Below are 22,394 nucleotides of genomic sequence, written 5' to 3' on the forward strand. Positions count from 1 at the left end.
CGGCGCTCGGCGGCGATAGGCCGCCGGGCGTCATTCAGTACGCGGCCACCTCCCGCGCCATCTCCCGGGTATACTGCCGGCTGGCATTGACCAGCATTTGCGTATAGGCCGCCTGCGCTTCGCCGTTGACCAGCGCATCCACCGTCAGGGTTTCGAGGATCTGCCCGTGCTGCATCACCGCCACCTTATGACAGAGATGGGCAATCACCCCAAGGTCGTGGGTGACCATTAAATAGGTGAGCTTCGCCTCCCGCTGCAGCTCCGCCAGCAGGTTGAGGATCTCGGCCTGCACCGAAACGTCCAGCGCCGAGGTGGGCTCATCCAGCAGCAGCACCTGGGGTTCGAGGATCAGCGCCCGGGCGATCGCCACCCGCTGGCGCTGGCCGCCGGAAAGCTGGTGCGGATAGCGGTCGCGAAAGGCGCGATTTAGCCCCACCCTGTCCAGCAGCGTATTGACCCGCCGATCGCGATCGCCGATACCGTGGATCTGCAGCGGCTCCTCAAGAATATCGCCCACGGTATGCCGCGGGTGCAGCGAGCCGTAGGGATCCTGAAAGACCATTTGCACCTGGCTACAGCGCCGGCGGCTGATTTTATGCTCCAGCGCGCGGCCGTCGATCGCCAGCGCCCCCTGCCAGTGGGTGAACAGCCCGGCCAGGCACTTCAGCACCGTGGTTTTGCCGGAACCGGACTCCCCCACCAGGCCGTAGATCTCGCCGGGACGGACGTGAAAATTCACGTCATGCAGGACCTGGCTACGCTTGCTGCCCTCGCCAAAGGCGAGGTTGAGGTTTTGTACGTCAATCATCAGGCTCTCCTTATTCCGTCAGCCAGCTGGCCTGGCGCTGTAGAACCGGCAGCACCGGGCGGCGACGCTGCATATCCGGCAGGGAGTTAATCAGCCCCTGCGTGTAGGGGTGGCGGGCGTTATCAAGGTCTTTGGCGGCAATGGACTCTACTACCCGCCCGGCGTACATCACCAGCACCCGATCGCAGAAGCTGCGCACCAGATTGATATCGTGGCTGATAAATATCAGCCCCAGCCCGCGCGACTGCACCAGATCGTCGAGCAGGCCGAGGACCTGCAGACGTACCGAGACGTCCAGCGCCGAGGTGGGCTCATCGGCAATCACCAGCTCCGGGTCGACGATCAGCATCATGGCGATCATGATGCGCTGCCCCTGGCCGCCGGAAATTTCATGCGGATAGAGCCGATAGACGCGCTGCGGGTCGCGGATGCGCACCACCTCCAGCATCTCCAGGGCTTTGCTTCTGGCCTCGTTTTTACGCCCGGGATGGTGGGTGAGCCAGGCTTCAGCCACCTGATCGCCGACGCACACCACCGGATTGAGCGAGTATTTCGGGTCCTGCATAATCATGGAGATGCGCTTGCCGCGCACGGCGCGCATCTGCGCCTCGCTGAGCTGCTGTAAATCAAGGTCGGCGAACTGCATCCGGCTGGCGCTAACCCGCGCCTTTTTCGGATGCAGCTGCAGCAGCGCCCGCCCGACAGTGGATTTGCCCGAGCCGGACTCGCCGACAATCGCCAGCTTCTCCCGCCCCAGCTGGAAGGAGACGCCGCGCACCGCATGGGTGACCGCGCCGCCGTTAACAAAGTCGACGCACAGATCGCGCACGTCGAGCAGCGGTGCGCTATTCGCTACGAGGATCGAGGATGTCACGTAGGCCATCTCCTAAGAAGTTGAATGCCAGACTGTTGATCAGGATCGCCAGCCCCGGGATCGTTACTACCCACCAGCACTCCATCATGTAGGTGCGACCGCTGGAGATCATCGCCCCCCACTCCGGGTCCGGCGGCTGGGCGCCGAGGCCGAGAAACCCCAGCCCGGCGGCGGTCAGAATAATTCCCGCCATATTCATGGTGATGCGGATGATCACCGACGGCAGGCACAGCGGCACAATGTGCCGACACAGCACGCGGGTCGCAGAAGCGCCCTGTAAACGCACCGCCGAGATAAAATCGGCCTGCCGCAGGGAGAGCGTCTCCGCGCGGGCCAGACGCGCAATCGGCGGCCAGGCGGTAAGCGTAATCGCAATCACCACGTGCTCAAGGCCAGGGCCCAGCGCTGCCACAAAGGCCAGCGCCAGCACCAGGCTCGGGAAAGAGATAAAGATATCGGTGACGCGCATCAGCACCATATCCACCCTGCCGCCAAAGTAGCCGGCGCTTACCCCCAGCAGCAGCCCCAGCGGCCCGACGGTCACCGACACCAGCAGCACGATATAGAGCGTGATGCGCGAACCGTAGACCAGCCGGCTAAAGATATCGCGGCCAAACTCGTCGGTGCCGAACCAGTGCTGCGCATTGGGCGCCGCCAGCGCGTTGTTGAGGTCCTGCACCAGCGGGTGATAGGGGGCAATCTGCGGCGCAAAAATCGCCACCACCAGCAGCAGGCCGATAATCCCGCCGCCGATCGCGGTGAGGGGATTGCGCGCCATCCTGCCGATAAACCCGGCACCGCGCCTCAGCCCGCGAACTATCCGCTGGCGGCCCTCGTTCGTTCCGCCTCGCAGCGGGGTATCCAGCGAAACCGTCATGATTTGGTCCTCGGGTCAAAGAATTGGTACAGCATGTCGGAAAGCAGATTGAGCATCACGAAGATGACCCCCACCAGCAGCACGCAGCCCATCACCGCGTTCATATCCCCGAGCAGCAGGCTGCCGGTGAGATAGGAGCCGAAGCCGGGCCACGAGAAGACCGTCTCGATCAGCACCGCCCCTTCCAGCAGCGCGCCGTAGGCCAGCGCCACGACCGTCAGCAGCTGCACCAGTATGTTGCGAAAGGCGTGATGCCAGATAACCTGCCGCTCGGTGAGCCCCTTCACCCTGGCGGTGATAATGAACTCCTGCGACAGCTGGGCCAGCATAAAGCTGCGGGTCATGCGGCTGATGTAGGCCAGCGAGTGAAAGCCGAGCAGCGAAGCGGGTAAAATCAGGTGATTGATGGCGTTCCAGAATACCCGGCCATTCCCCGCCAGCAGCGCGTCAACGGTCATCAGGCCGGTGCGCCGCGGCACTATCCCGTCGAGGCCGAGATCCACCCGCCCGGCGCCGCCCACCCAGCCGAGCCAGGCGTAGAACACCAGCAGCCCGATCATCCCGACCCAGAAGATCGGCGTCGAGTAGCCGGCGAGGCTAATAATACGCACCACGTAGTCGCTGAAGCTGTTGCGCCGCGCCGCGGCCAGCACGCCCAGCGGAATACCGAGCCCGGCGCCAACGATAATCGCCATCGTCGCCAGCTCCATGGTCGCCGGGAAGACGCGAATAATATCGTCCATCACCGGTTTCCCGGTCAGCAGGGCGTTGCCCAGATCCCCGTGCAGCAGGTTGACGAAATAGATGGCAAACTGGGTGACCAGCGACTGGTCAAACCCCAACTGGTGGTACACCTGCTGATAGGTGCCGTGGTCGGCATCCGGGCCAACAATCGCCAGCACCGGGTCGATGGGCATCACCCGTCCGATGGTGAAGGTGAGAAGCAGCAGGCCGAACAGCGTGATCGCCACCTGCAGCAGCCGTTTAGCCAAACGCCGGGCGCGGGAGCCGGGCGCGAAAAGGCGTGTACTCATCCTTTCTCTCCTTCGCTGACTTTATAGACTTCGCGTAAAAAGGTGGTGGCGGACGGATGCGGCCGATAGTCGTGCACCTCCCGGCGGACCACCACCGAATCAACCATCTGTGAAAGCGGGATCAGGGCCGGGATCAGCTGGTCGTAGCGGGCCTGAATCGCCCGGTAGTCGGCAACCTGCTTCTGTGGGTCGCGTTCGAGCAGCGCGCCGTCGATCATCGCGTTGAGCTGCGGGTCGTAGAAACCGGTCCGCCAGCCCTGGAAGTTGGTCAGCCGCGCGGCGTCGCTGTTATCCGGGTTATAGACCAGCGCCCGCAGGCTGGAGTGCGGATGCGGCTCCATCCCGCTGCCGCCGCGGCCCACCAGCAGGTCGAACTGACGCTCGCGCATCGCCCCGTAGATCTGGTTGCCGGTACCGGTAATAATTTTGGCGTTAATACCCGCCTGCATCAGCGTGGACTGCACGGCGATGGCGATATTGAGGAACGGCTGGTCGGAGAGCACCCGCAGCGTGGTAGTGAAACCGTCGGGATAGCCCGCCTCCGCCAGCAGCTTTTTCGCCCGCGCAATATCCAGTCGGTAGCCCGGGTCCGGCAGCGTCGAGGGCATGCCGGCTTTGATCGGCCGCTGGTGCAGCACCCCGTAGCCCGGCATCAGCGCCCGGTTAATCCCCTGATAGTCAATCAGGTAGCGCAGCGCCTCGCGCACCCTGGGGTTGGCGAAGTGCGCCTCCTTCATGCTCATCGCCACGTAGTACATCGTTCCGCGCTGCACCGCATCGACGCTCAGCTGCGGGTTGCTGCGCAGGGCGTTGATATCCGATACCGCCATATTGTTGGCGATGTCGAGATCGCCCTTCTCAATCATCAGGCGCAGCGTTTGCGACTCCTGAAAATGGCGCAACACCACCCGGCTCATCTTCGCCTCCCCGCGCCAGTAGTTCGGGTTGCGCTGCATGCGCAGCACCTCCTTCGCCTGCCAGGTTTCCAGCATAAACGGCCCCGACCCGGCTTCGTGGGTGGTCAGCCAGCGGTTGCCCCAGTCGTTATCCTGCGCGTGGCTTTGCACCGTTTTGCTGTCGATCACGCCAAGGTTGCCAAGCGCGCCGAGGGAGTAGAGCACCAGCTGCGGATCGTTGGCCTTCGGCAGGGTGATTTGCACCGTCACGTCGTCCAGCGCCGTCACCTGCCTATCGATATTGCTTTTGCTGAAGCCGTAGGATTTCCACACCGAGGCCTGGGCGAGGTTAAGGTGCAGGATCCGCCGCATCGACCACACCACGTCGGCCGCGGTCAGCGGATTGCCGGAGTGAAACGTCACGTTGTCGTGCAGATGGAAGGTCAGCGTCGCGCCGTCCGGGCTTATCTCCCAGGATTTAGCCAGCGCCGGGCGCACGTTGGTGAGCTGCTCGGGGTCCAGTTCAACCAGTGAATCGTAAAGATTGACCACCACCCCCACCACCTCGTTGCCGGTCATGGCCGCCGGGTCGAGTGTCAGCAGGTTATTCATATTCATACCGACGATCAGCTGGTCGGGCGGCGTTTTGGCGTAGCTCGCCCCGCTCCCCAGCGTCACGGCGAGCGCGAGCAGGCACGCTCCCAGTAAGGAGGATCTCTTCATCTATCTTTCGCCTGTAGGGTACACGCCCGTCATCATTGGCGCCGCAGCGGCTGACTCAGGGCCTGTTTATAATGGTTATCCGTTCGGCCATATCCGCTATGCCTTCGGCATGCGGACTTTTTATTAATCAGTCGTGGCTAACGGTATTGGCTTCGATATACGCAAAGTTGATGTCTTCCCCGAGGCCCGGGCGCTGTGACAAATGCACAAAGCCCTGCTCATCCATCGGGTCAACGATGCTGTTGAGATAGGCGGCCGGCGCGTCGTAATCGAGGAACGGGTGCAGCAGACCGCGCTCGTACCAGCGGCAGTTGCGGATCGCACCCACCACCGCCAGGCTCGCCGCCCCGTTGCCGTGAACCTCACAGTCCATGCCGAAAGACTCCGCCAGCGCCGCCACCTTCATGGTGGGCGTAATCCCGCCGACGCCGTTGGCCCCGGCGCGTAAAATATCGCAGGCTCCGGCCTTCACCCATTCAGCGCGCATATGATGCTTGCCGCCGAAGCTCTCCGGGCCGACGATCGGAATGGTCAGGTTTTCCGCCAGCCAGGCGTAGGACGACATCGAATCCTCCTCCATCGGCTCTTCAAACCAGGCGAAGTCGAGCTTTTCCAGCTCCCTGCCAATCCACAGCGCCTCGGCGCGGCTGTACCAGTGGTAGCCGTCAATCATCAGCTCAACGTCCGGGCCAACCGCTTCACGTACCGCGGCGCAGGCTTTGATATCCATCTTCGGATTCGGCGCAAAGGCGATCGGCGGCATCCAGGTGTGCAGCTTGATGGCCCTGTAGCCGCGCGCCACCAGCTTTTCGGCAAACGCCGCGAACTCGTCCGGCGTCGACAGGCCGCCGGGCAGATCGTCCCCGCACATGGTGCTGCCGTAGGCCGGCACCTTATCGCGATAGCCGCCCAGCAGCTTATAGACCGGCATATTGAGCCTGCGGCCCAGCAGATCCCACAGCGCCTGCTCGACAAACGACAGCGCGCGCTCGGTCAGCTGGTGGGCGCTGCCGCGCTGCCAGTGGTTAAGATCCTGCCAGATGCGCTCGCGATTAAAGGGATCCTGGCCTACCAGCACCCTGCGGAAAAAGGTGTCCACCACAAACGGGCGCACCACTTCCGGCGGTGCGAAGGCGTAGCCCTGGGTGCCGTCATCGGCGGTGATGGTCAGCATCGCCATTTTCGCCAGCCCTTCCGCTCCCGGGTGGGAGTGCCCGGCGCTATCGGCAACCCGCCGGGTGGGATAGTGAAAAACGGTGACGTTTACAGATTCAATTTTCATTCTTTGTCCTTAGTACGATGCACCTGAACCCATATGGCCAAAATTCGCCCAACTGTTAAGCATGGTGAATGAGTTCACATAATTGAAAAAGCGTTTCAATTATTAATCTAAGCACAAATCATTAACACTGCCTCGGACAAATTCCGCTATGCAACGGCCGAATTTTGGGCATCGGCACGACAGGACGTGATTGTTTTCACAAAAGAGAGGGGAAATGTGAGGACGATCGCCAGGGGAAAAGCGTGAAAAATGAGCGCAGAAAAGAGATAAACCGACCGTTTACACCTCCAGGGATCCTGCGCTCACCGGTTCGTGATTATCCGGCCGCCTTAACGCGTTCGTCGCGCGACAGCAGCAGCTCGGTTAGGGAGTGATGGCGGGCAACCGCGCCGTGGAACTGCTGATGCTGGCAATCTTCAGTCACCGCTATCGTCGGAATGCCCGCGGCCCGGGCGGCCTGGAAGCCGCTGGCGCTATCTTCAATAACCAGGCACTGCTCCGCGCGGAGGTTGAGCTTGCGCAGGGTTGCGAGGTAGACCGCCGGGTGCGGCTTGCCCCACGCTTCGTCGTCGGCGCTGGAGATCGCGTCGAACCACGGGCGCAGGGCGAGCTTATCCAGCACGGCGGCAATCACCTGATGGGACGAGGAGGTCGCCAGCGCAATCTTATAGCCGCAGCGGCGGAAATGGGCTAAGGCGTCATTGACCCCCTCCATCGCCTCGCCGCTGGCGGTAATCAGGCCGGTGACCCGCTGCAGGATAGCCTGCTGCAGGCGCTGCGGCGCGACGCTGAGCCGACAGTGGCGGCACCAGATGCGCGCAATGTCGTCCAGCCGCTTGCCTTTGGTCAAGGTTTCGCACTCCTCAACGCTGACCGTCGCGCCCAGAGAGGCCAGGGCCTCCATCTGCGCCTGGCGCCACAGGCCTTCCGAGTCAATCAGCACGCCGTCCATGTCAAAAATTACCGCTTTAATACTCATCATCCACCTCAGGCGGGCCGCGATATTGCTAACGCGGCCCGTAGACTCTCATCAGGAAAATTCAACGCTTTTACCGCTGCCGGCCGGCTGCTGGCTAAAGCCCGGCTGCTCGACGCGGATAAACGCGCACAGGAAGAACGCCAGCACGTACAGCGCGGTGTAGGCGATAACCACCCCGATGGTGCTGTAGTACGGCAGCAGGACCACCGCTATCGCCGGGGCGAGGAAGTTGGAGAGCCCCGCCGACAGGTTATAGACCGAAATGGCCGCCCCTTTATGCTTCGGCTCAAGCGCCGGGAACACGGCGGCCATCGGCACGAAGGCGGCGACAAAGATCCCCAGCGCAACCGCCGGGATCAGCGCCATGGCGAAGTTATGCCCGAAGTGCTGCGGAATGTAGTAGAAGGCGAGGCTCGAGAGCGCCATGCCGACACAGCCAAACCAGCGCACCACTTTGATCCAGCCCAGCTTCTCGCCGAGGATCCCCCACAGCACGTTGGAGAAAATGGTGGTGAAGAAGAACACCGCCCACACCTGCAGCCACTCCGAGGTGGTGAAGCCCAGTTCGTCAACAAACATCAGCGGCATAATGACCGCAAAGCCGAACAGCGACAGGGTGTTGATAATACGCACCACGCTGGAGAGCAGAATATTGCGATTGCTGTAGAGCAGCGTGACCGCCCGGCCCAGCTCGGCAAACTTCTCGCGGGTGGTCAGGTTTTGCATATGCCGCGGCGTTTCGATTTTGCGCAGCGCGACCATCGCGATGACGCCGCCGGTGACGCAGAACGCCAGCGCCAGCCACAGGGTGCCGAGCTCGCCGATATGCGGGATGGTAAAGCTCGGGATGTAGCTGCCGAACACGCCGATGCCGATGGAATAGACTGCCCAGAACCAGCCCAGCGCCGAGCTGGCGCTGTCGCTTTTGACGTTGTGAATAATCGCCACGATGAACGAGTAGAGGAACAGCGGATAGGCAAAGCCGCGAATGCCGTAGAACAGCAGGATCAGCGGATAGTTAGCGTGTCCGAGGCCAAAAATCAGGAACAGAACGTGGAACACGCACCACAGCACGAAGCCGATCATCATCGTTTTCTGCGGGGTGATGATCTCCGCCACCACGCCGGAAATCCACGCCGAGAGCGCGGCGGCCAGGCCGTACAGCGTAAAGGCGAAGGAGGCCTGCGCCGGGGTGAAGCCCAGCTCTTTGATATAGTGCGAGAGAAAAGCCAGCTCGAAACCGTCGCCGGTCATAAACACGGCGATAGCAATGTATCCCCATATCAGATTCAGGGGCAGACCGAGCCACTGTTTATTGGTTGCGGACATAATGACCTCGTTTGCAGGGTACAGGAGTTCGCTCCGATGACGCCACCGGAGCGGTTGTTCTACCCCTCATCGTTCAGGCCGCAGGCGCGTTGCTTTCCCGCAGCCCGAACTCGTTAGGGTATGTTATTTATATTTAGCGCTGACGGTAATTCAGGTCGTTGAGATATAAGGCTTTAAACTGCGCATAGCGCTGCATCAGTGCCTCATGGCGGGCCGGCGTCGTGCGCCAGGTTTGCCAGACTTCCGGCTTTTCGCACACCGCGGCCAGCGGTTTCCCTGCCGCCAGGCAGGCCAGCCGCGCCGCCCCCAGCGCGCCGCCGGTTTCGCCCCCTTTATGGGTGACCACCGGCATCGCGAGAATATCCGCCAGCAGCTGGGCCCAAAACGGGCTTCGGGCGCCGCCGCCGACCAGCGAGCACTGTTCAATCCGCGTGCCGCTCTCCTTCAGCACCTGCAGCCCGTCGTTGATGCCAAAGCTCACGCCCTCCAGCACCGCATAGCCCAGCTGCGCGCGCAGGCTGGAGTGCGTCATCCCCCAAAACATCCCCCGGGCATCGGGATCGTTATGCGGGGTGCGTTCGCCGGAAAGATACGGCAGGAAGAACGGCGCGCTGGCTTTCTCCTCCTCGCTGAGCTGGGCAATCTCCTCCAGCAGCGCGACCTCGGTGGTGCTGGTGAGACGGCAGAACCACTGCAGGCAGCTGGCGGCGCTGAGCATCACGCTCATCTGATGCCACAGGTTCGGCAGCACGTGGCAGAAGGCGTGAACCGCCGACTGCGGCGCCGGACGATAGGCGTCGGTGACCACGAACAGCACGCCGGAGGTCCCGAGAGAGATAAAGGCATCCCCCGGCGAGACCGCCCCAACGCCAATGGCGCTGACCGCGTTATCGCCCCCGCCGCCGGCCACCACCACCGACGCGTTGAGCCCCCAGCGCTCCGCCACCTGCGGATCGAGGGTTGCTGAGACCTCGCAGCCTTCGACCAGCGTCGGCATATGGCTGCGCGACAGGCCGCACTTGTCCAGCAGCGCATCGGACCAGTCGCGCTTCGCCACGTCCAGCCACAGCGTCCCGGCGGCGTCCGACATGTCGGAGATTTTGCGGCCGGTCATCCGGTAGCGCAGATAGTCCTTCGGCAGCATCACCGTCGCCGTGCGCTGGAAGTTGGCCGGCTCGTGGCGGCGCACCCACAGCAGCTTTGGCGCGGTAAAGCCGGGCATCGCCAGGTTTCCCGCCACCTGGTGCAGTTCGGGGGCCATCTCCTCCAGCTCGCGGCACTCGTCGGCGCAGCGGGTGTCGTTCCACAGGATGGCCGGGCGGATCACCTCCCCGCGCTCGTCCAGCAGCACCGCGCCGTGCATCTGCCCCGAAAGGCCAATCGCCTTGATGGCCGACCAGTGAGGGCCGCACTTTTCCCGCAGAGTGGTCATCAGATATTCCGTGGCTTCCCACCACGCCTGCGGCGCCTGTTCTGACCAGTGGGGATGGGGCCGCTGAATGCTCAGCGGCGCGCTATGGCTGGCGACGACGTCGTTGTTCTCGTCAATGACCAGCGCTTTCACTTCCGACGTGCCAAGATCGATCCCTAAGTACATAGCCACCTCTTACTTAATCAGCGTATAAACTGCGGCAATCTTCTCGCGCAGCAGCGCCAGGAAGTCCTCGTTCTCCGCCAGCGCGCCAAATAGCGCCCGGTCTTTGGCGTAGACGGCGATCGGGTCGCTGGCCTCAAACATCTCGTGCACCGCCTGCGCGTCGAGGATCCCGTCCTGGTATTGATACGGCAGCGTTCCCTTATGCCACTGCTCCATAAAGACGAAGAACAGCGCCGGGAGCATCGCCGTCGCTTCCGGGCGCGCGCCGCGCTGGTAGCACTCCTGCAGAGTCGGGGCGATCATCGCCGGGATTTTAGAGAAGCCGTCCGCCGCCACCCGCTGGTTGGTGTCCTGGATGTAGGGGTTGGTAAAGCGCTTGAGCACCACGTCGCGATAGGTCGCGAGGTCGATACCGTTATCGCCGAGGCACGGGATCACGTCTTCGGTGACGTAGCGATCGGCAATGGCGTAGATGAACTCGGTGAACGTGCTTTCGTGGATATAGCGCTGGCCGATGAGGGTGCCCGCCCAGGCGATGCAGCTGTGCGAGGCGTTGAGAACGCGGATTTTCGCCTCTTCGTAAGGGATAACCGAGTCCACCATCTCAACGCCAACGGCTTCCAGGTTCGGCCGTTCGGCGCGGAAATTATCCTCCACTACCCACTGAATGAAGCTTTCGCCCATCACCGGTGCCCGATCGTCAATGCCGGTTTGCGCTTTGATGCGCGCCGGCAGATCTGCCGCCGGGCGCGGCGTGATGCGGTCAACCATGGTATTCGGGCAGTTCGCATTCGCCGCCAGCCACTCGACCAGCGCCTGCCTGCCGGTTAGCTGCAGGAACTCCACCAGCCCGTCGTGGAAGCGCTCGCCGTTGTGGCGGACGTTATCGCAGTTCAGCAGGGTCAGCGGCCCGGCGTTATCCGCCATGCGCTTTTCCAGAATACGCGCGATGGTGCCGTAAATGGTCTTGCAGTCGCCCTGCAGATCGGCAACCAGATCGGGGTTGCTGATCTCCAGGCGATGGCTGGTATTGAGGTAGTAGCCCCCTTCGGTAACGGTGAAGGCAATCACCTTAGTCTGCGGGTTGGCCCCTTCGTCAATCAGCGGCTGCAGCCCCTTCTGCCACGCCAGCAGCTTCTGAATAGAGGTGATTTCTTCATATTCGCGCTCGCCTTCCGGGCTAACGGTCTCCAGCACGTAGCGCCCGCCCTGCGCGGCCAGCGCCTGCACCACCTGCTCGGCATCGTCGCGAATGTTGCCCGCGGCGATATGCCAGCGCTTATCGCCGCTGGCGATCAGGCGATGCAGGTACCACGCCTGATGCGCACGGTGAAAAGAACCCAAACCGATGTGAAGCCATGTGTATTGCTGATTCATATTCTGATCTCCTTGAGTGATGTGGCTCACTGTAGATGATCATTTGACCTAATTAAGAGCCATAGATCACAAAAGAGCAATTACCCAAACAAATTACAAATGACCAAAAGAGAGCAAAAGCTTGCCTGTTTTCTGAGCCGCGGCCAAAATGCGGCTAACAGTCAAAATTAGCGGGCCCGCGAAAAGACATGCTTATCGCCACGGCCGCCAACTTAAGGCAGGGAACCGTGAGTAAAGAAGATGACATCAGGCTGGATCAGAAGGTCCGCGCCGCGTGGATGTACTACATTGCCGGCCAGAATCAGAGCGAGATAGCCAGCCAGCTCGGCACCTCAAGGCCGGTGGTCCAGCGGCTGATTGCCGCGGCGAAAGAGGAAGGGATCGTCTCGATTGGGCTACATCATCCGGTAGCAAACTGCCTCGACTACGCCCAGCTGCTGCAGGAAAAATATCGGCTTATCGACTGCAACGTCGTCCCGGCCTACAGCGAGGAGAGCACCCTCGACAGCGTGTCGTTCGGCTGCTACCAGCTGATGGCCCGCTATCTGCAGGACGATAAGGCCAAAATCATCGGCATTGGCTCCGGGCTGACGCTGAAGAAAACCATGCAGCGCATCGATTTCGACAGCTTCAACACCCGCTGCGTGGCGCTGATAAGCGCGATGGATGCCGACGGACAGTGCAACTACTACGACGACGTTCCCCTGCTGCTGGCGCGGAAAATTCAGGCCAAGTATTACCAGTGGCCGGCGCCGCGCTACGCGCAAACGGCGGACGAGCACCGGATGTGGTGCACCAGCCGGCTGTTTCAGAGCGTGTCGGGCGTCGCGCAGCAGGCGGACGTGATTTTCGTCGGTATCGGCCCGCTGGGCACGCAAAGCCCAATCTTCAAGGACGGATTTATTAATCAGGCGCAGCTGGACGAGCTGACGGCGCAGGGCGGGATCGGCGAGATCCTTGGCCGCTTTATTGATGCCGAAGGCGGCGTGGTGGAGAGCAATATCAACCAGATGATCACCAGCTACGATATCCGCCACAACCGCTGCCCGCGCATTGCGGTGGCCTGCGGCGAATACAAGCGTCCGGCGATTCTGGCCGCGCTGAAAGGCGGCTGGATCAACGGCCTGGTGACCGATGAACACACCGCCCGCTGGCTGCTAACGCGCTAGCGCCCGCGCGGCGCTCAGATAAGCTCCCGGCTGCCGATCAGCAGCGGCGGAATTTCGACCAGCTGCTTAGCGGCATCGCCGGAATCGATAATGCCGAACACCGCCTCCAGCATCGCCGGCACGTTCTGCTGAACCATGTCAATATCGTGCCCCAGCAGGTAGACGAAGGGATCCCAGTCGAAGCAGCCCATCGGCGGCTGCCCGGTGCCGGTCAGTCCCCGCTGGGCCAGCCAGCGGACGACCCCTTCAAGCGAGATGGTGGAGTTGACGAAGAAGCCCTGCAGATGCTCATCCGGCGCGCCGAAGCGGGCCTGCATGCTGGCCTCAACTTTGCCTTTCGAGTAGCCGGGGGCGAGAATATTTTCCGCCGGCACGTTCAGGCCGCGCGCCCGATGCGCGTCGTGAAAGCCGCGCAGGCGCTCAAGGGTGTTGTGATCGCTGCTGCGTCCGCCGACGAAGGTCAGCGGTGCGAGGCTGCCGTGCCGGCGCAGGCTGTTATCGAGGATTTTATCGGTCAGCGCCCGCGCCCCGGCGTAGTTATCGGAAATCACCGACGGCGCAATGGTGCCCGGCAGGTCAAGGTTGACGGCGGGCACGCCCGCCTGCTGGCACAGCTCGGTAATTTTGTCCGGGTTGGTTGCCCCGGTGGCCACCACCCAGTCCACCTGCCATGAGAGCATCGCCTTCACGGCTTCAATCTCCAGCTCCGGGCGGCGGCGGGTACAGGTAATAATCGGCAGCAGGCCGCGCTCGCGCGCCATCTCTTCAAAGCTTTCCGCCACCGATCCGAAGTAGCGGTTATCATATTTAGGGACGATCATGCCGATCACGTGGGATTTTTTACTGCGCAGCATGCTGGCCTGGCGGTTGATCGCATAGCCCTGCTCTTCGGCAATCCGGGTAACCTTCTCCGCCAGCTTCGCGCTGATACGGCGCTTTTTCCAGTTGCCGTTGAGGATCGCGCTGACCGCGCTTGCCGAGACGCCGGATAATTCCGCCAGATCGTAGATAGTGATTTTTTTCATTTTCCCAACTTGCGTCACAAATTCATTTCGCTGTTAATTTACCCACTTGCTCAATCGATGAAGCTGGCGCACATTAGCTTCATCGATTGAGCTACCACTATGCTCCCCGGCACGCCAGGTCGCACGCCGCTCAGTATCCAGCGTATATAAATAAATGATGCTGATATTCAAAATCTTAGCAAGATTTAGTGCCTGACTCCAACGCTGGTCCCGGCTTATTGCGGGCCAGATCGATTTACCAAAATAGACTCGGTGAAGGATTATAAAATGAACCACTCTGTATCCTCTATGAATACTTCTCTCAATGGTAAAGTCGCTGCGGTGACCGGCGCGGCTTCCGGTATCGGCCTTGAATGCGCCAAAACCCTGCTCTCGGCAGGCGCGAAGGTGGTGCTGATCGACCGCGAAGGCGAAAAGCTAAATAAGATTGTGGCCGAACTGGGCGAAAACGCCTTTGCCCTGCAGGTGGATCTGATGCAGGGCGAACAGGTCGATAATATTCTGCCCGGCATTCTTAAGCTGGCGGGCGGGCTGGATATCTTCCACGCCAACGCCGGTGCCTATATCGGCGGACCGGTGGCCGAAGGCGATCCGGACGTGTGGGATCGCGTGCTGCATCTCAACACCAACGCCGCCTTCCGCTGCGTGCGCAGCGTACTGCCGCACCTGATCGCACAGAAGTCCGGCGATATCATCTTCACCAGCTCCATTGCCGGAGTGGTGCCGGTTATCTGGGAGCCTATCTACACCGCCTCGAAGTTTGCGGTGCAGGCCTTCGTGCACACCACCCGCCGTCAGGTGTCGCAGCACGGCGTACGCGTCGGCGCGGTGCTGCCCGGCCCGGTGGTGACCGCCCTGCTCGACGACTGGCCGAAAGAAAAAATGGAGGAAGCGCTGGCCAACGGCAGCCTGATGCAGCCGATTGAGGTGGCTGAATCCGTGCTGTTTATGGTGACCCGCTCGAAGAACGTCACCGTGCGCGACCTCGTTATCCTGCCTAACAGCGTGGATCTCTAACTCTTCAATCAGGCTGGCTAAAGGATGGCTCTATGAACTGCGATACACCAACCATTATTGGCGTCGATGTCGGCTCGGGCAGCGTGCGGGCGGGCATTTTCAACCTCAATGGTGAACTGCTCGCCCACGCGACGCGGGAGATTACCCTCTTTCGCAGCGCGGGCAGCATGGTTGAACAATCCAGCAGCGAGATTTGGCAGGCGGTGTGCGATTGTATTAAAACCGCGATCGCGCGCGCCGGCGCCGCGCCGGACTCGGTAGCGGGCATTGGCTTCGACGCCACCTGTTCGCTGGTGGTGGTCGGTGAAAACGACGCGCCGCTGGCGGTGGGTCCTTCAGAAGACCCCAACCGCGACATTATCGTCTGGATGGATCACCGCGCGACCGGGCAGGCGGAAAAGATTAACGCCACCCGTCATCCGGTGCTGCAGTACGTCGGCGGCATTATCTCGCCGGAGATGGAGACGCCGAAGATACTGTGGCTGAAGGAGAACCGCCCGCAGGTTTATCAGCAGGCGCGACACTTTTTTGACCTCGCGGACTACCTCACCTGGCGCGCCACCGGCGACGAGGCCCGCTCGGTCTGTACCGTCACCTGTAAATGGACCTATCTGGCCCACGAGCAGCGCTGGGATGCCGACTACTTCCGCCAGATTGGGCTCGCCGAGCTGGCGGATGAAGACTTTGCGCGCATCGGCCAGCGCATTGTCGATCCGGGAACGCCCTGCGGCAGCGGCCTTACCGCCGTCGCCGCTCAGCAGATGGGCCTGCCCGTCGGCACGCCGGTGGCGGTTGGCATGATTGACGCCCACGCCGGCGGCATCGGCACCGTTGGGGTGCTCGACGGTGCGCTCAGCAATATGGCCTACGTGTTCGGCACCTCCTCCTGCACCATGACCACCTCGCAGGAAGCTATCTTCGTGCCCGGCGTCTGGGGTCCGTACTATTCGGCAATGGTGCCGGGCTTCTGGCTGAATGAAGGCGGCCAGAGCGCGGCCGGCGCCGCTATCGACCGGCTGCTGAGCTTCCATCCGGCGGCGCACGAGGCCCGCCAGCTGGCGCAGGAGGCCGGGCTGCCGCTGCCGGTCTATCTCGCGGACCGGGTGCTGGCCCGCCTGGAGAGCCCCTCCGAGGCGGTACACCTCGCCGCCGGCCTGCACGTGGTGCCCGAATTCTTAGGCAACCGCGCCCCGCTGGCGGATCCTGGCGCCAGGGCGATCGTTGCCGGACTGGGAATGGAAAGTGATATCGATAATCTGCTGGCGCTGTACGTGGCCGGGCTGTGCGGTATCGGCTACGGCCTGCGGCAGATCCTTGATGCCCAGGAGGCCTGCGGCGTGCGTAGCGAGAATATCGTGATTAGCGGCGGCGCGGGGCAGCATCCGCTGGTTCGCCAGCTGCTGGCCGATACCTGCGGCATTCCGGTGATGAGCACCGAGTGCAGCGAGCCGGTGCTGTTGGGTTCGGCGATTCTGGGCGCCGTCGCCGGCGGGGTTTGCGCGTCGCTGCCGGAGGCGATGAAGCGGTTTACCCGGGTGGATAAGACCTATTTCAGCGCGACCCGGCATCAGGAGGTTCACCAGCGTCGCTATGAGGCTTATTTGGCTCTGCAGAAGACGGCAAGGCTGATAAGGGAGTAGCGGCGGCTGGCGGGTATTTTCTTGCTCCGCAGGATGCTGCGGCCCATCGCCGCCGCATGAGGTTTGGTGGTCGCCGCGGCGGAGGATATTTTCTTGCTCCGCAGGATGTTGCGGCCCATCGCCGCCGCATGAGGTTTGGTGGTCGCCGCGGCGGAGGATATTTTCTTGCTCCGCAGGATGTTGCGCTCCCCGGCGGTTTCCCTGCCCTATGTTCCCCGTAGCGCAGGGAGCGCACAGGGGGCGGCCCATCGCCGCCGCCCCCTGTACCCCCGGGCTCCGGCCAGCCAAAATCGCCGCTGCGCGGTCCCTTCGACCGATGCCGTCAGGCTGTCGGGTCGGGCCGAGGTAACGTCCCTGTAAATCACGGCCCTCAGCCCGCATCCATGCGGGCTGCCCCGGCCTGTCGGCAGCGTCTCAGCGATTTTGAGGCCGACAACACCCGCAGTTTCAGCTGGCTTCAGAGCATTCGATAAACGACATTCAAAGACATAAAAGACATGCCTAGGCTATGGTTACCTTGCCGTCGAGATAGACGTCCTGCACGGCGTTGATCAGCTTCACGCCGTCGGCCATCGATTTTTTGAAGGCTTTACGTCCGAGGATCAGCCCCATGCCGCCGGCGCGCTTGTTGATGACCGCCGTACGCACGGCATCGCTCAGGTCCGTTTCGCCCCCCGCCGCGCCGCCGGAGTTAATCAGCCCCGCCCGCCCCATATAGCAGTTCGCCAGCTGGTAGCGAACCAGGTCGATCGGGTTGTCGGTGGTCAGCTTGCTGTAGACGCGGTCGTCGGTATAGCCGAAGTTAACCGCCTTATAGCCGCCGTTATTTTCCGCCATTTTCTGCTTCACAATATCCGCGCCAATGGTCGCCGCAAGGTGGTTAGCCTGGCCGGTCAGGTCGGCGGAGACGTGATAGTCGACGCCATCTTTCTTAAATGCCGGATTGCGCAGATAGGCCCACAGCACGGTGACCAGCCCCAGCTCGTGCGCGCGCTCGAACGCCGCAGAGATCTCTTCGATCTGGCGGCGCGACTCTTCGGAACCGAAATAGATAGTCGCCCCAACCGCCACCGCGCCCATATTAAAGGCCTGCTCAACGCTGGCGTACAGCGTCTGATCAAAGGTGTTCGGGTAGCTCAGGGTCTCGTTGTGATTCAGCTTCACGAGGAACGGAATGCGGTGCGCGTAGCGGCGCGATACCGAGGCCAGCACGCCGTAGGTCGACGCCACGCAGTTACAGCCGGCCTCAATCGCCAGCTCAACGATATTTTTCGGATCGAAGTACAGCGGGTTGGCGGCAAAAGAGGCGCCCGCCGAGTGCTCCACGCCTTGGTCAACCGGTAGAATCGACAGGTAGCCGGTGCCGGCCAGGCGCCCCGTGTTGTACAGGGTTTGCATATTACGCAGCACCGCCGGCGGACGATTGTTATCAACCATCACCCGGTCGACGTAATCCGCTCCCGGTAAATAGAGCTGATCGGCTGGAATAGTCATACAACGGTGCTGTAACAGGCTGTCGGCATCTTTGCCAAGCAATTGCGTAATATCAGTCATAGCAATAACTCCCGTAAGGCCGGCCGCGGCCGGCGTCAATGTTCCTGACCCAACTTTTTTGGGCAGGTTAAGCCTGGTACCGACTTAGCATATTTTCCAGCCGGGATCGCATTTTTTCAGCAACTTCTGCTGGCACGATTCAGATACGAAAAAGTGTTAGCTTGCTCAAACAATCAGCTCAATGGTATTTCAAAGGTATTATCAAGTGGTACTCTAAATGCGTACCTTACCTGTCATGAAGGATCTCCAAATGAAAACTACAGCAAAGCTGTCGTTCATGATGTTCGTTGAGTGGTTTATCTGGGGAGCGTGGTTTGTTCCTCTGTGGCTGTGGCTGAGTAAAAGCGGCTTCAGCGCCGGCGAAATTGGCTGGTCCTATGCCTGTACCGCCATTGCCGCCATTCTCTCTCCGGTGCTGGTCGGCTCGCTGACGGATCGCTTTTTCTCTGCGCAAAAAGTGCTGGCGATTCTGATGTTTGCCGGGGCGATACTGATGTACTTCGCCGCGCAGCAGACCACCTTCAGCGGCTTCTTCCCGCTGCTGCTGGCCTACTCCCTCACCTACATGCCGACCATCGCCCTAACCAACAGCATCGCCTTTTCCAACGTCGCCGACGTCGAACGCGATTTCCCGCGCATTCGGGTGATGGGGACCATCGGCTGGATCGGCTCCGGGCTGGTGTGCGGTTTCTTGCCGGGAATGCTCGGCCTGAGCGATATCTCACCCACTAACGTACCGCTGCTGATCGCCGCGGGCAGCTCGCTGGTGCTGGGGATTTTTGCGCTGTGCCTGCCGGATACGCCGCCGAAGAGCACCGGCAAGCTGAGCCTCAAGGTGATGCTGGGGCTGGACGCGCTGATTATGCTGCGCGACCGCAACTTCCTCGTCTTTTTCTTCTGTTCGTTCCTCTTCGCCATGCCGCTGGCCTTCTACTACATCTTTGCCAACGGCTATCTCAGCGAATCGGGGATGAAAAACGCCACCGGCTGGATGACCCTCGGCCAGTTCTCTGAAATCTTCTTTATGCTGGCGCTGCCGTTCTTCACTAAGCGCTTTGGTATTAAAAAGGTTCTGTTACTTGGTCTTATTACCGCCGCCATTCGCTACGGCTTTTTCGTCTACGGCGCGGCAGATAACTATTTCACCTATACGCTGATGTTCCTCGGTATTCTGCTGCACGGTGTCAGCTACGACTTCTATTACGTCACCGCCTATATCTACGTCGATAAAAAGGCGCCGGTGGCGATGCGCAACGCCGCCCAGGGGCTCATCACCCTCTGCTGCCAGGGGTTCGGCAGCCTGCTGGGCTACCGCCTCGGCGGCGTGATGATGGAGAAAATGTTTGCCTACCCGACGCCGGTGAACGGTCATACCTTTAACTGGGCAGGGATGTGGACGTTCGGCGCCATCATGATTGCCGTTATCGCCGTCCTGTTCATGGTGTTCTTCCGCGAGTCGGACAAAGACATCACCACCATTGAGATCGACGCGCAGGATGCTGCGCTTACACAAGAGGAAGTCAAATGAAAGCAGAACGTATTCTCGGTGCCCTTTACGGGCAGGCGTTAGGGGATGCGATGGGCATGCCGTCGGAGCTGTGGCCAAGATCGCGGGTGAAGGCCCATTTCGGCTGGATCGACCGCTTCCTGCCCGGCCCGGCGGAAAACAATGCCGCCTGTTACTTTGCCGAGGCCGAGTTCACCGACGACACCTCGATGGCCCTGTGCCTCGCCGATGCCATCATCGAGTGCGACGGGCGGATTGTTCCCGATACCATCGGCCGCCATATCCTGCGCTGGGCGGAGGAGTTTGACGCCTTTAATAAAAACGTCCTCGGGCCGACGTCAAAAATCGCCCTAAAGGCCATTCGCAGCGGCACGCCGGTGAGCGAGCTGGAGAATAACGGGGTGACCAACGGCGCGGCCATGCGCGCCTCACCGCTGGGATGCCTGCTGCCGACCGCCGACCTCGACGCCTTTATTCACGAGGTTGCCGCCGCCTCCAGCCCGACGCATAAATCTGATTTAGCCATCGCCGGCGCGACGGTCATCGCCTGGGCCATCTCGCGTGCCGTTGACGGCGCAAGCTGGTCCGCCATCGCCGACGCGCTTCCGACCATCGCCCATCATGCCCAGCAGCAGCGCGTCACGACCTTTAGCGCCTCGCTGGCCCTGCGCATTGAGCTAGCGCTCCGCACCGTGCGCGGCGCGGGCGGAGTCGAGTCCGCCTGCGAGCAGCTTTATCAGCTGGTGGGGGCCGGAACCAGCACCATCGAATCCGTGCCCTGCGCCGTGGCGATGGTTGAGCTTGCCGGCACCGACCCTAACCGCTGCGCGGCGCTTTGCGCCAACCTTGGCGGCGACACCGACACCATCGGCGCGATGGCCACCGCCATCTGCGGGGCGCTAAACGGTATAGCGGCCATCGATGGCCGGCTCAAAGCGCGTCTGGACGAGGTCAATAAGCTGGACTTCACGCGCTACGCCGACGCCCTCGGCCGCTACCGCCGGCAGCGGGAGGCGCAATGAATAGCCGTCAGCTGAGCGATAAGCTCGCGACTCTCACCGCCGTCAGGCCGGTGACGGTTATCGGGGCCGCGGTGATTGACGTGATTGCCGACGCCTACGCCCTGCCGTGGCGCGGCTGCGATATCGAGCTGCAGCAGCAGAGCGTCAACGTCGGCGGCTGCGCCCTGAATATTGCGGTGGCGCTCAAAAGACTGGGCATCGCGGCGCAAAATGCCCTGCCCATCGGCGAAGGCGTGTGGGCGGAAATTATCCGCAATCGCCTGGCGCAGGAGGGGATAACCAGCGTTATCACCCGCGCCAGCGGCGACAACGGCTGGTGCCTGGCGCTGGTGGAGCCGGACGGAGAGCGCACGTTTATGTCCTTCAGCGGCGTCGAAAACCAGTGGCGCGACGACTGGCTCACGCCGCTCAGCGCCGGGCCCAGCGGCCTGGTCTATCTTTCCGGCTACCAGCTGGCCTCCCCCAGCGGCGAGCGGCTGGTGGCGTGGCTGGAGCAGCAGCGTGACGTCACGCCGTTTATCGACTTTGGTCCGCGCATTGCCGATATCCCCGAGGCATTAATGGCGCGCCTGATGGCGCTGAAGCCGCTGGTTTCCGTTAACCGTCAGGAGGCGCTGATTGCCGCCGAGGCCAACGGCTTCTCCGCCGAGGTGAGCGAGTTCGGCGCCGGGTGGCTGAAAAAGTACGGCGCCCCGCTGATCGTCCGCCTGGATAAAGAAGGCGCGTGGTATTTCAGCCCGCAGGCCTGCGGAGAGGTCGCGGCCTTCCCGGCGACGGTGGTCGATACCATCGGCGCCGGGGACAGCCACGCGGGCGGCACCCTGGCCGGACTTGCCGCCGGCTGGAGCCTGCAGGAGGCGGTGACGCTGGGGAATGCCGTGGCGGCATGGGTGGTCAGCCATCGGGGCGGCGACTGCGCCCCGGATCGCGAAACTCTACTCCTCGCACACAAAGACGTATAGATCGCTGCGGCAGTAGCTGATGCTGTATTCGATAGGGTGCTGGTGCTGATCGAGGGCAACCTGCTTGATCACCAGCACCGGGATCGCGCTATCCATCTGAATATGCGACTGAAACTCGGCGTCCGGCATGCGGGCGCTGACCCGGGAACGGGTGCGCTGGGGAAGGATCTGCCGGCTGCGGAAGTAGTCGTACAGCGAGACGCTGATCGCCTCGACGTCGTGGATAAGATGCGCGGGAACCCACGACTCCTCTAGCGATACCGCCGCTTCATCCACGTAGCGAATGCGCTTGAGCATAAACACGTCGCTGCCGGCAGCAATCGCCAGCTGCTGCGCGACCTCCTCCGGGCATTTGACGATCCGCTTATTGACCCACAGGGTGTCTGGCTTTTTGCCGCGCAGCACAACCTGCTGGGTAAAGCCGCGCGCCTCCTTCAGCGAATACTCGAAAATATTGTTAACCCGGGTGCCGTAGCCCTGGGCGCGGGTGACCACGCCCTCATCTTCCAGCGTCCGCAGCGCCTTGCGCACGGTGATGCGCGATACGCCGGTGAGCTGGCTCAGATCGCGCTCGCCGGGCAGGATATTGCCGTTTTCCAGCCAGCCGCTGCGCACGGCCTCTTTGATGGTGTCGGCAAACCTGATGTACAGCGGCGCGTTATCCTTCGCGGCCATGCGTTCAACGAGCTGGTGAATCAACCGGGTATGCGCCTGTTCCATTT

At 61.9% G+C, this 22,394-nt stretch carries 19 protein-coding genes; 6 read left to right on the forward strand and 13 right to left on the reverse strand.

What is annotated here, in order from left to right; translation table 11 throughout:
* Positions 1–34 precede the first annotated feature (34 nt).
* The 10 genes from EDF75_RS10215 to dalD form a co-directional block, all read right to left on the reverse strand.
* Positions 35–808 carry an ABC transporter ATP-binding protein gene (locus tag EDF75_RS10215; protein ID WP_133599016.1) on the reverse strand — a complete coding sequence of 258 codons (774 nt, stop codon included), beginning with the start codon at positions 806–808 and terminating at the stop codon, positions 35–37.
* A gap of 10 nt (positions 809–818) precedes the next feature.
* Positions 819–1,682, reverse strand: a complete 864-nt coding sequence (locus EDF75_RS10220) for an ABC transporter ATP-binding protein (protein ID WP_045856425.1) — start codon at positions 1,680–1,682, stop codon at positions 819–821.
* Positions 1,654–2,559 carry an ABC transporter permease gene (locus EDF75_RS10225; RefSeq protein ID WP_133599018.1) on the reverse strand — a complete coding sequence of 302 codons (906 nt, stop codon included), beginning with the start codon at positions 2,557–2,559 and terminating at the stop codon, positions 1,654–1,656. The genes EDF75_RS10220 and EDF75_RS10225 overlap by 29 nt, the downstream gene beginning before the upstream one ends.
* Positions 2,556–3,593, reverse strand: a complete 1,038-nt coding sequence (locus EDF75_RS10230) for an ABC transporter permease (RefSeq protein ID WP_133599020.1) — start codon at positions 3,591–3,593, stop codon at positions 2,556–2,558. Before EDF75_RS10230 ends, EDF75_RS10225 begins: the two co-directional genes overlap by 4 nt.
* Entirely contained in the window at positions 3,590–5,212 is a 1,623-nt protein-coding gene (locus EDF75_RS10235) for an ABC transporter substrate-binding protein (protein ID WP_133599022.1), read from the reverse strand. The genes EDF75_RS10230 and EDF75_RS10235 overlap by 4 nt, the downstream gene beginning before the upstream one ends.
* 127 nt (positions 5,213–5,339) lie before the next feature.
* Entirely contained in the window at positions 5,340–6,494 is a 1,155-nt protein-coding gene (locus EDF75_RS10240; RefSeq protein ID WP_133599024.1) for a mandelate racemase family protein, read from the reverse strand.
* A gap of 316 nt (positions 6,495–6,810) precedes the next feature.
* Positions 6,811–7,473 (reverse strand): hexitol phosphatase HxpB, encoded by a 663-nt coding sequence (gene hxpB / locus EDF75_RS10245; protein WP_133599447.1) that lies wholly within the window; start codon positions 7,471–7,473, stop codon positions 6,811–6,813.
* A 51-nt stretch (positions 7,474–7,524) separates the two neighbouring features.
* A complete protein-coding gene (locus tag EDF75_RS10250; protein ID WP_133599026.1) occupies positions 7,525–8,802 on the reverse strand; it encodes an RbtT/DalT/CsbX family MFS transporter in 1,278 nt (425 codons plus the stop codon).
* 133 nt (positions 8,803–8,935) lie between these two features.
* The gene (xylB, locus tag EDF75_RS10255; RefSeq protein WP_133599028.1) at positions 8,936–10,399 is read right to left on the reverse strand and encodes a xylulokinase; all 1,464 of its coding nucleotides are present in this window, start codon (positions 10,397–10,399) and stop codon (positions 8,936–8,938) included.
* Between the two features lie 9 nt (positions 10,400–10,408).
* Positions 10,409–11,776 (reverse strand): D-arabinitol 4-dehydrogenase, encoded by a 1,368-nt coding sequence (dalD, locus tag EDF75_RS10260; RefSeq protein WP_133599030.1) that lies wholly within the window; start codon positions 11,774–11,776, stop codon positions 10,409–10,411.
* A 227-nt stretch (positions 11,777–12,003) separates the two neighbouring features.
* On the opposite strand from dalD, the gene EDF75_RS10265 reads away from it, so the two are divergent.
* On the forward strand, positions 12,004–12,945 hold the full coding sequence (locus EDF75_RS10265) for a sugar-binding transcriptional regulator (RefSeq protein ID WP_045856427.1): 942 nt from the start codon (positions 12,004–12,006) through the stop codon (positions 12,943–12,945).
* Positions 12,946–12,959: 14 nt separating this feature from the next.
* Here the strand turns inward: EDF75_RS10265 and EDF75_RS10270 are convergent, their stop codons facing one another.
* Positions 12,960–13,970, reverse strand: a complete 1,011-nt coding sequence (locus EDF75_RS10270; RefSeq protein WP_133599032.1) for a LacI family DNA-binding transcriptional regulator — start codon at positions 13,968–13,970, stop codon at positions 12,960–12,962.
* A 267-nt stretch (positions 13,971–14,237) separates the two neighbouring features.
* Between EDF75_RS10270 and EDF75_RS10275 the strand changes: the two genes are divergently transcribed.
* Positions 14,238–14,987 carry an SDR family oxidoreductase gene (locus EDF75_RS10275; RefSeq protein ID WP_166646154.1) on the forward strand — a complete coding sequence of 250 codons (750 nt, stop codon included), beginning with the start codon at positions 14,238–14,240 and terminating at the stop codon, positions 14,985–14,987.
* Positions 14,988–15,019: 32 nt separating this feature from the next.
* Positions 15,020–16,627: an FGGY-family carbohydrate kinase gene (locus EDF75_RS10280; RefSeq protein WP_133599034.1), complete on the forward strand. Its 1,608-nt coding sequence runs from the start codon at positions 15,020–15,022 to the stop codon at positions 16,625–16,627.
* A gap of 501 nt (positions 16,628–17,128) precedes the next feature.
* On the opposite strand, the gene fbaB is transcribed toward EDF75_RS10280, so the two are convergent.
* Positions 17,129–18,181: a class I fructose-bisphosphate aldolase gene (gene fbaB / locus EDF75_RS10290; RefSeq protein ID WP_133599035.1), complete on the reverse strand. Its 1,053-nt coding sequence runs from the start codon at positions 18,179–18,181 to the stop codon at positions 17,129–17,131.
* A gap of 250 nt (positions 18,182–18,431) precedes the next feature.
* On the opposite strand from fbaB, the gene EDF75_RS10295 reads away from it, so the two are divergent.
* The 3 genes from EDF75_RS10295 to EDF75_RS10305 are packed head-to-tail and all read left to right on the forward strand — an operon-like array spanning position 18,432 to position 21,672.
* On the forward strand, positions 18,432–19,709 hold the full coding sequence (locus EDF75_RS10295) for a nucleoside permease (protein ID WP_133599037.1): 1,278 nt from the start codon (positions 18,432–18,434) through the stop codon (positions 19,707–19,709).
* Positions 19,706–20,710: an ADP-ribosylglycohydrolase family protein gene (locus EDF75_RS10300; RefSeq protein WP_133599039.1), complete on the forward strand. Its 1,005-nt coding sequence runs from the start codon at positions 19,706–19,708 to the stop codon at positions 20,708–20,710. The genes EDF75_RS10295 and EDF75_RS10300 overlap by 4 nt, the downstream gene beginning before the upstream one ends.
* Entirely contained in the window at positions 20,707–21,672 is a 966-nt protein-coding gene (locus tag EDF75_RS10305) for a PfkB family carbohydrate kinase (protein WP_133599041.1), read from the forward strand. Before EDF75_RS10300 ends, EDF75_RS10305 begins: the two co-directional genes overlap by 4 nt.
* Here EDF75_RS10305 and EDF75_RS10310 read toward each other — a convergent pair.
* The gene (locus EDF75_RS10310) at positions 21,646–22,392 is read right to left on the reverse strand and encodes a GntR family transcriptional regulator (RefSeq protein ID WP_133599043.1); all 747 of its coding nucleotides are present in this window, start codon (positions 22,390–22,392) and stop codon (positions 21,646–21,648) included. The two genes, EDF75_RS10305 and EDF75_RS10310, sit on opposite strands and share 27 nt — an antisense overlap.
* Between the last annotated feature and the right edge of the window lie 2 nt (positions 22,393–22,394).

Origin of the sequence: Klebsiella sp. BIGb0149, from assembly GCF_004362605.1 — a bacterium.
In the GTDB taxonomy this organism is placed as follows: Bacteria; Pseudomonadota; Gammaproteobacteria; order Enterobacterales; family Enterobacteriaceae; genus Klebsiella; species Klebsiella terrigena.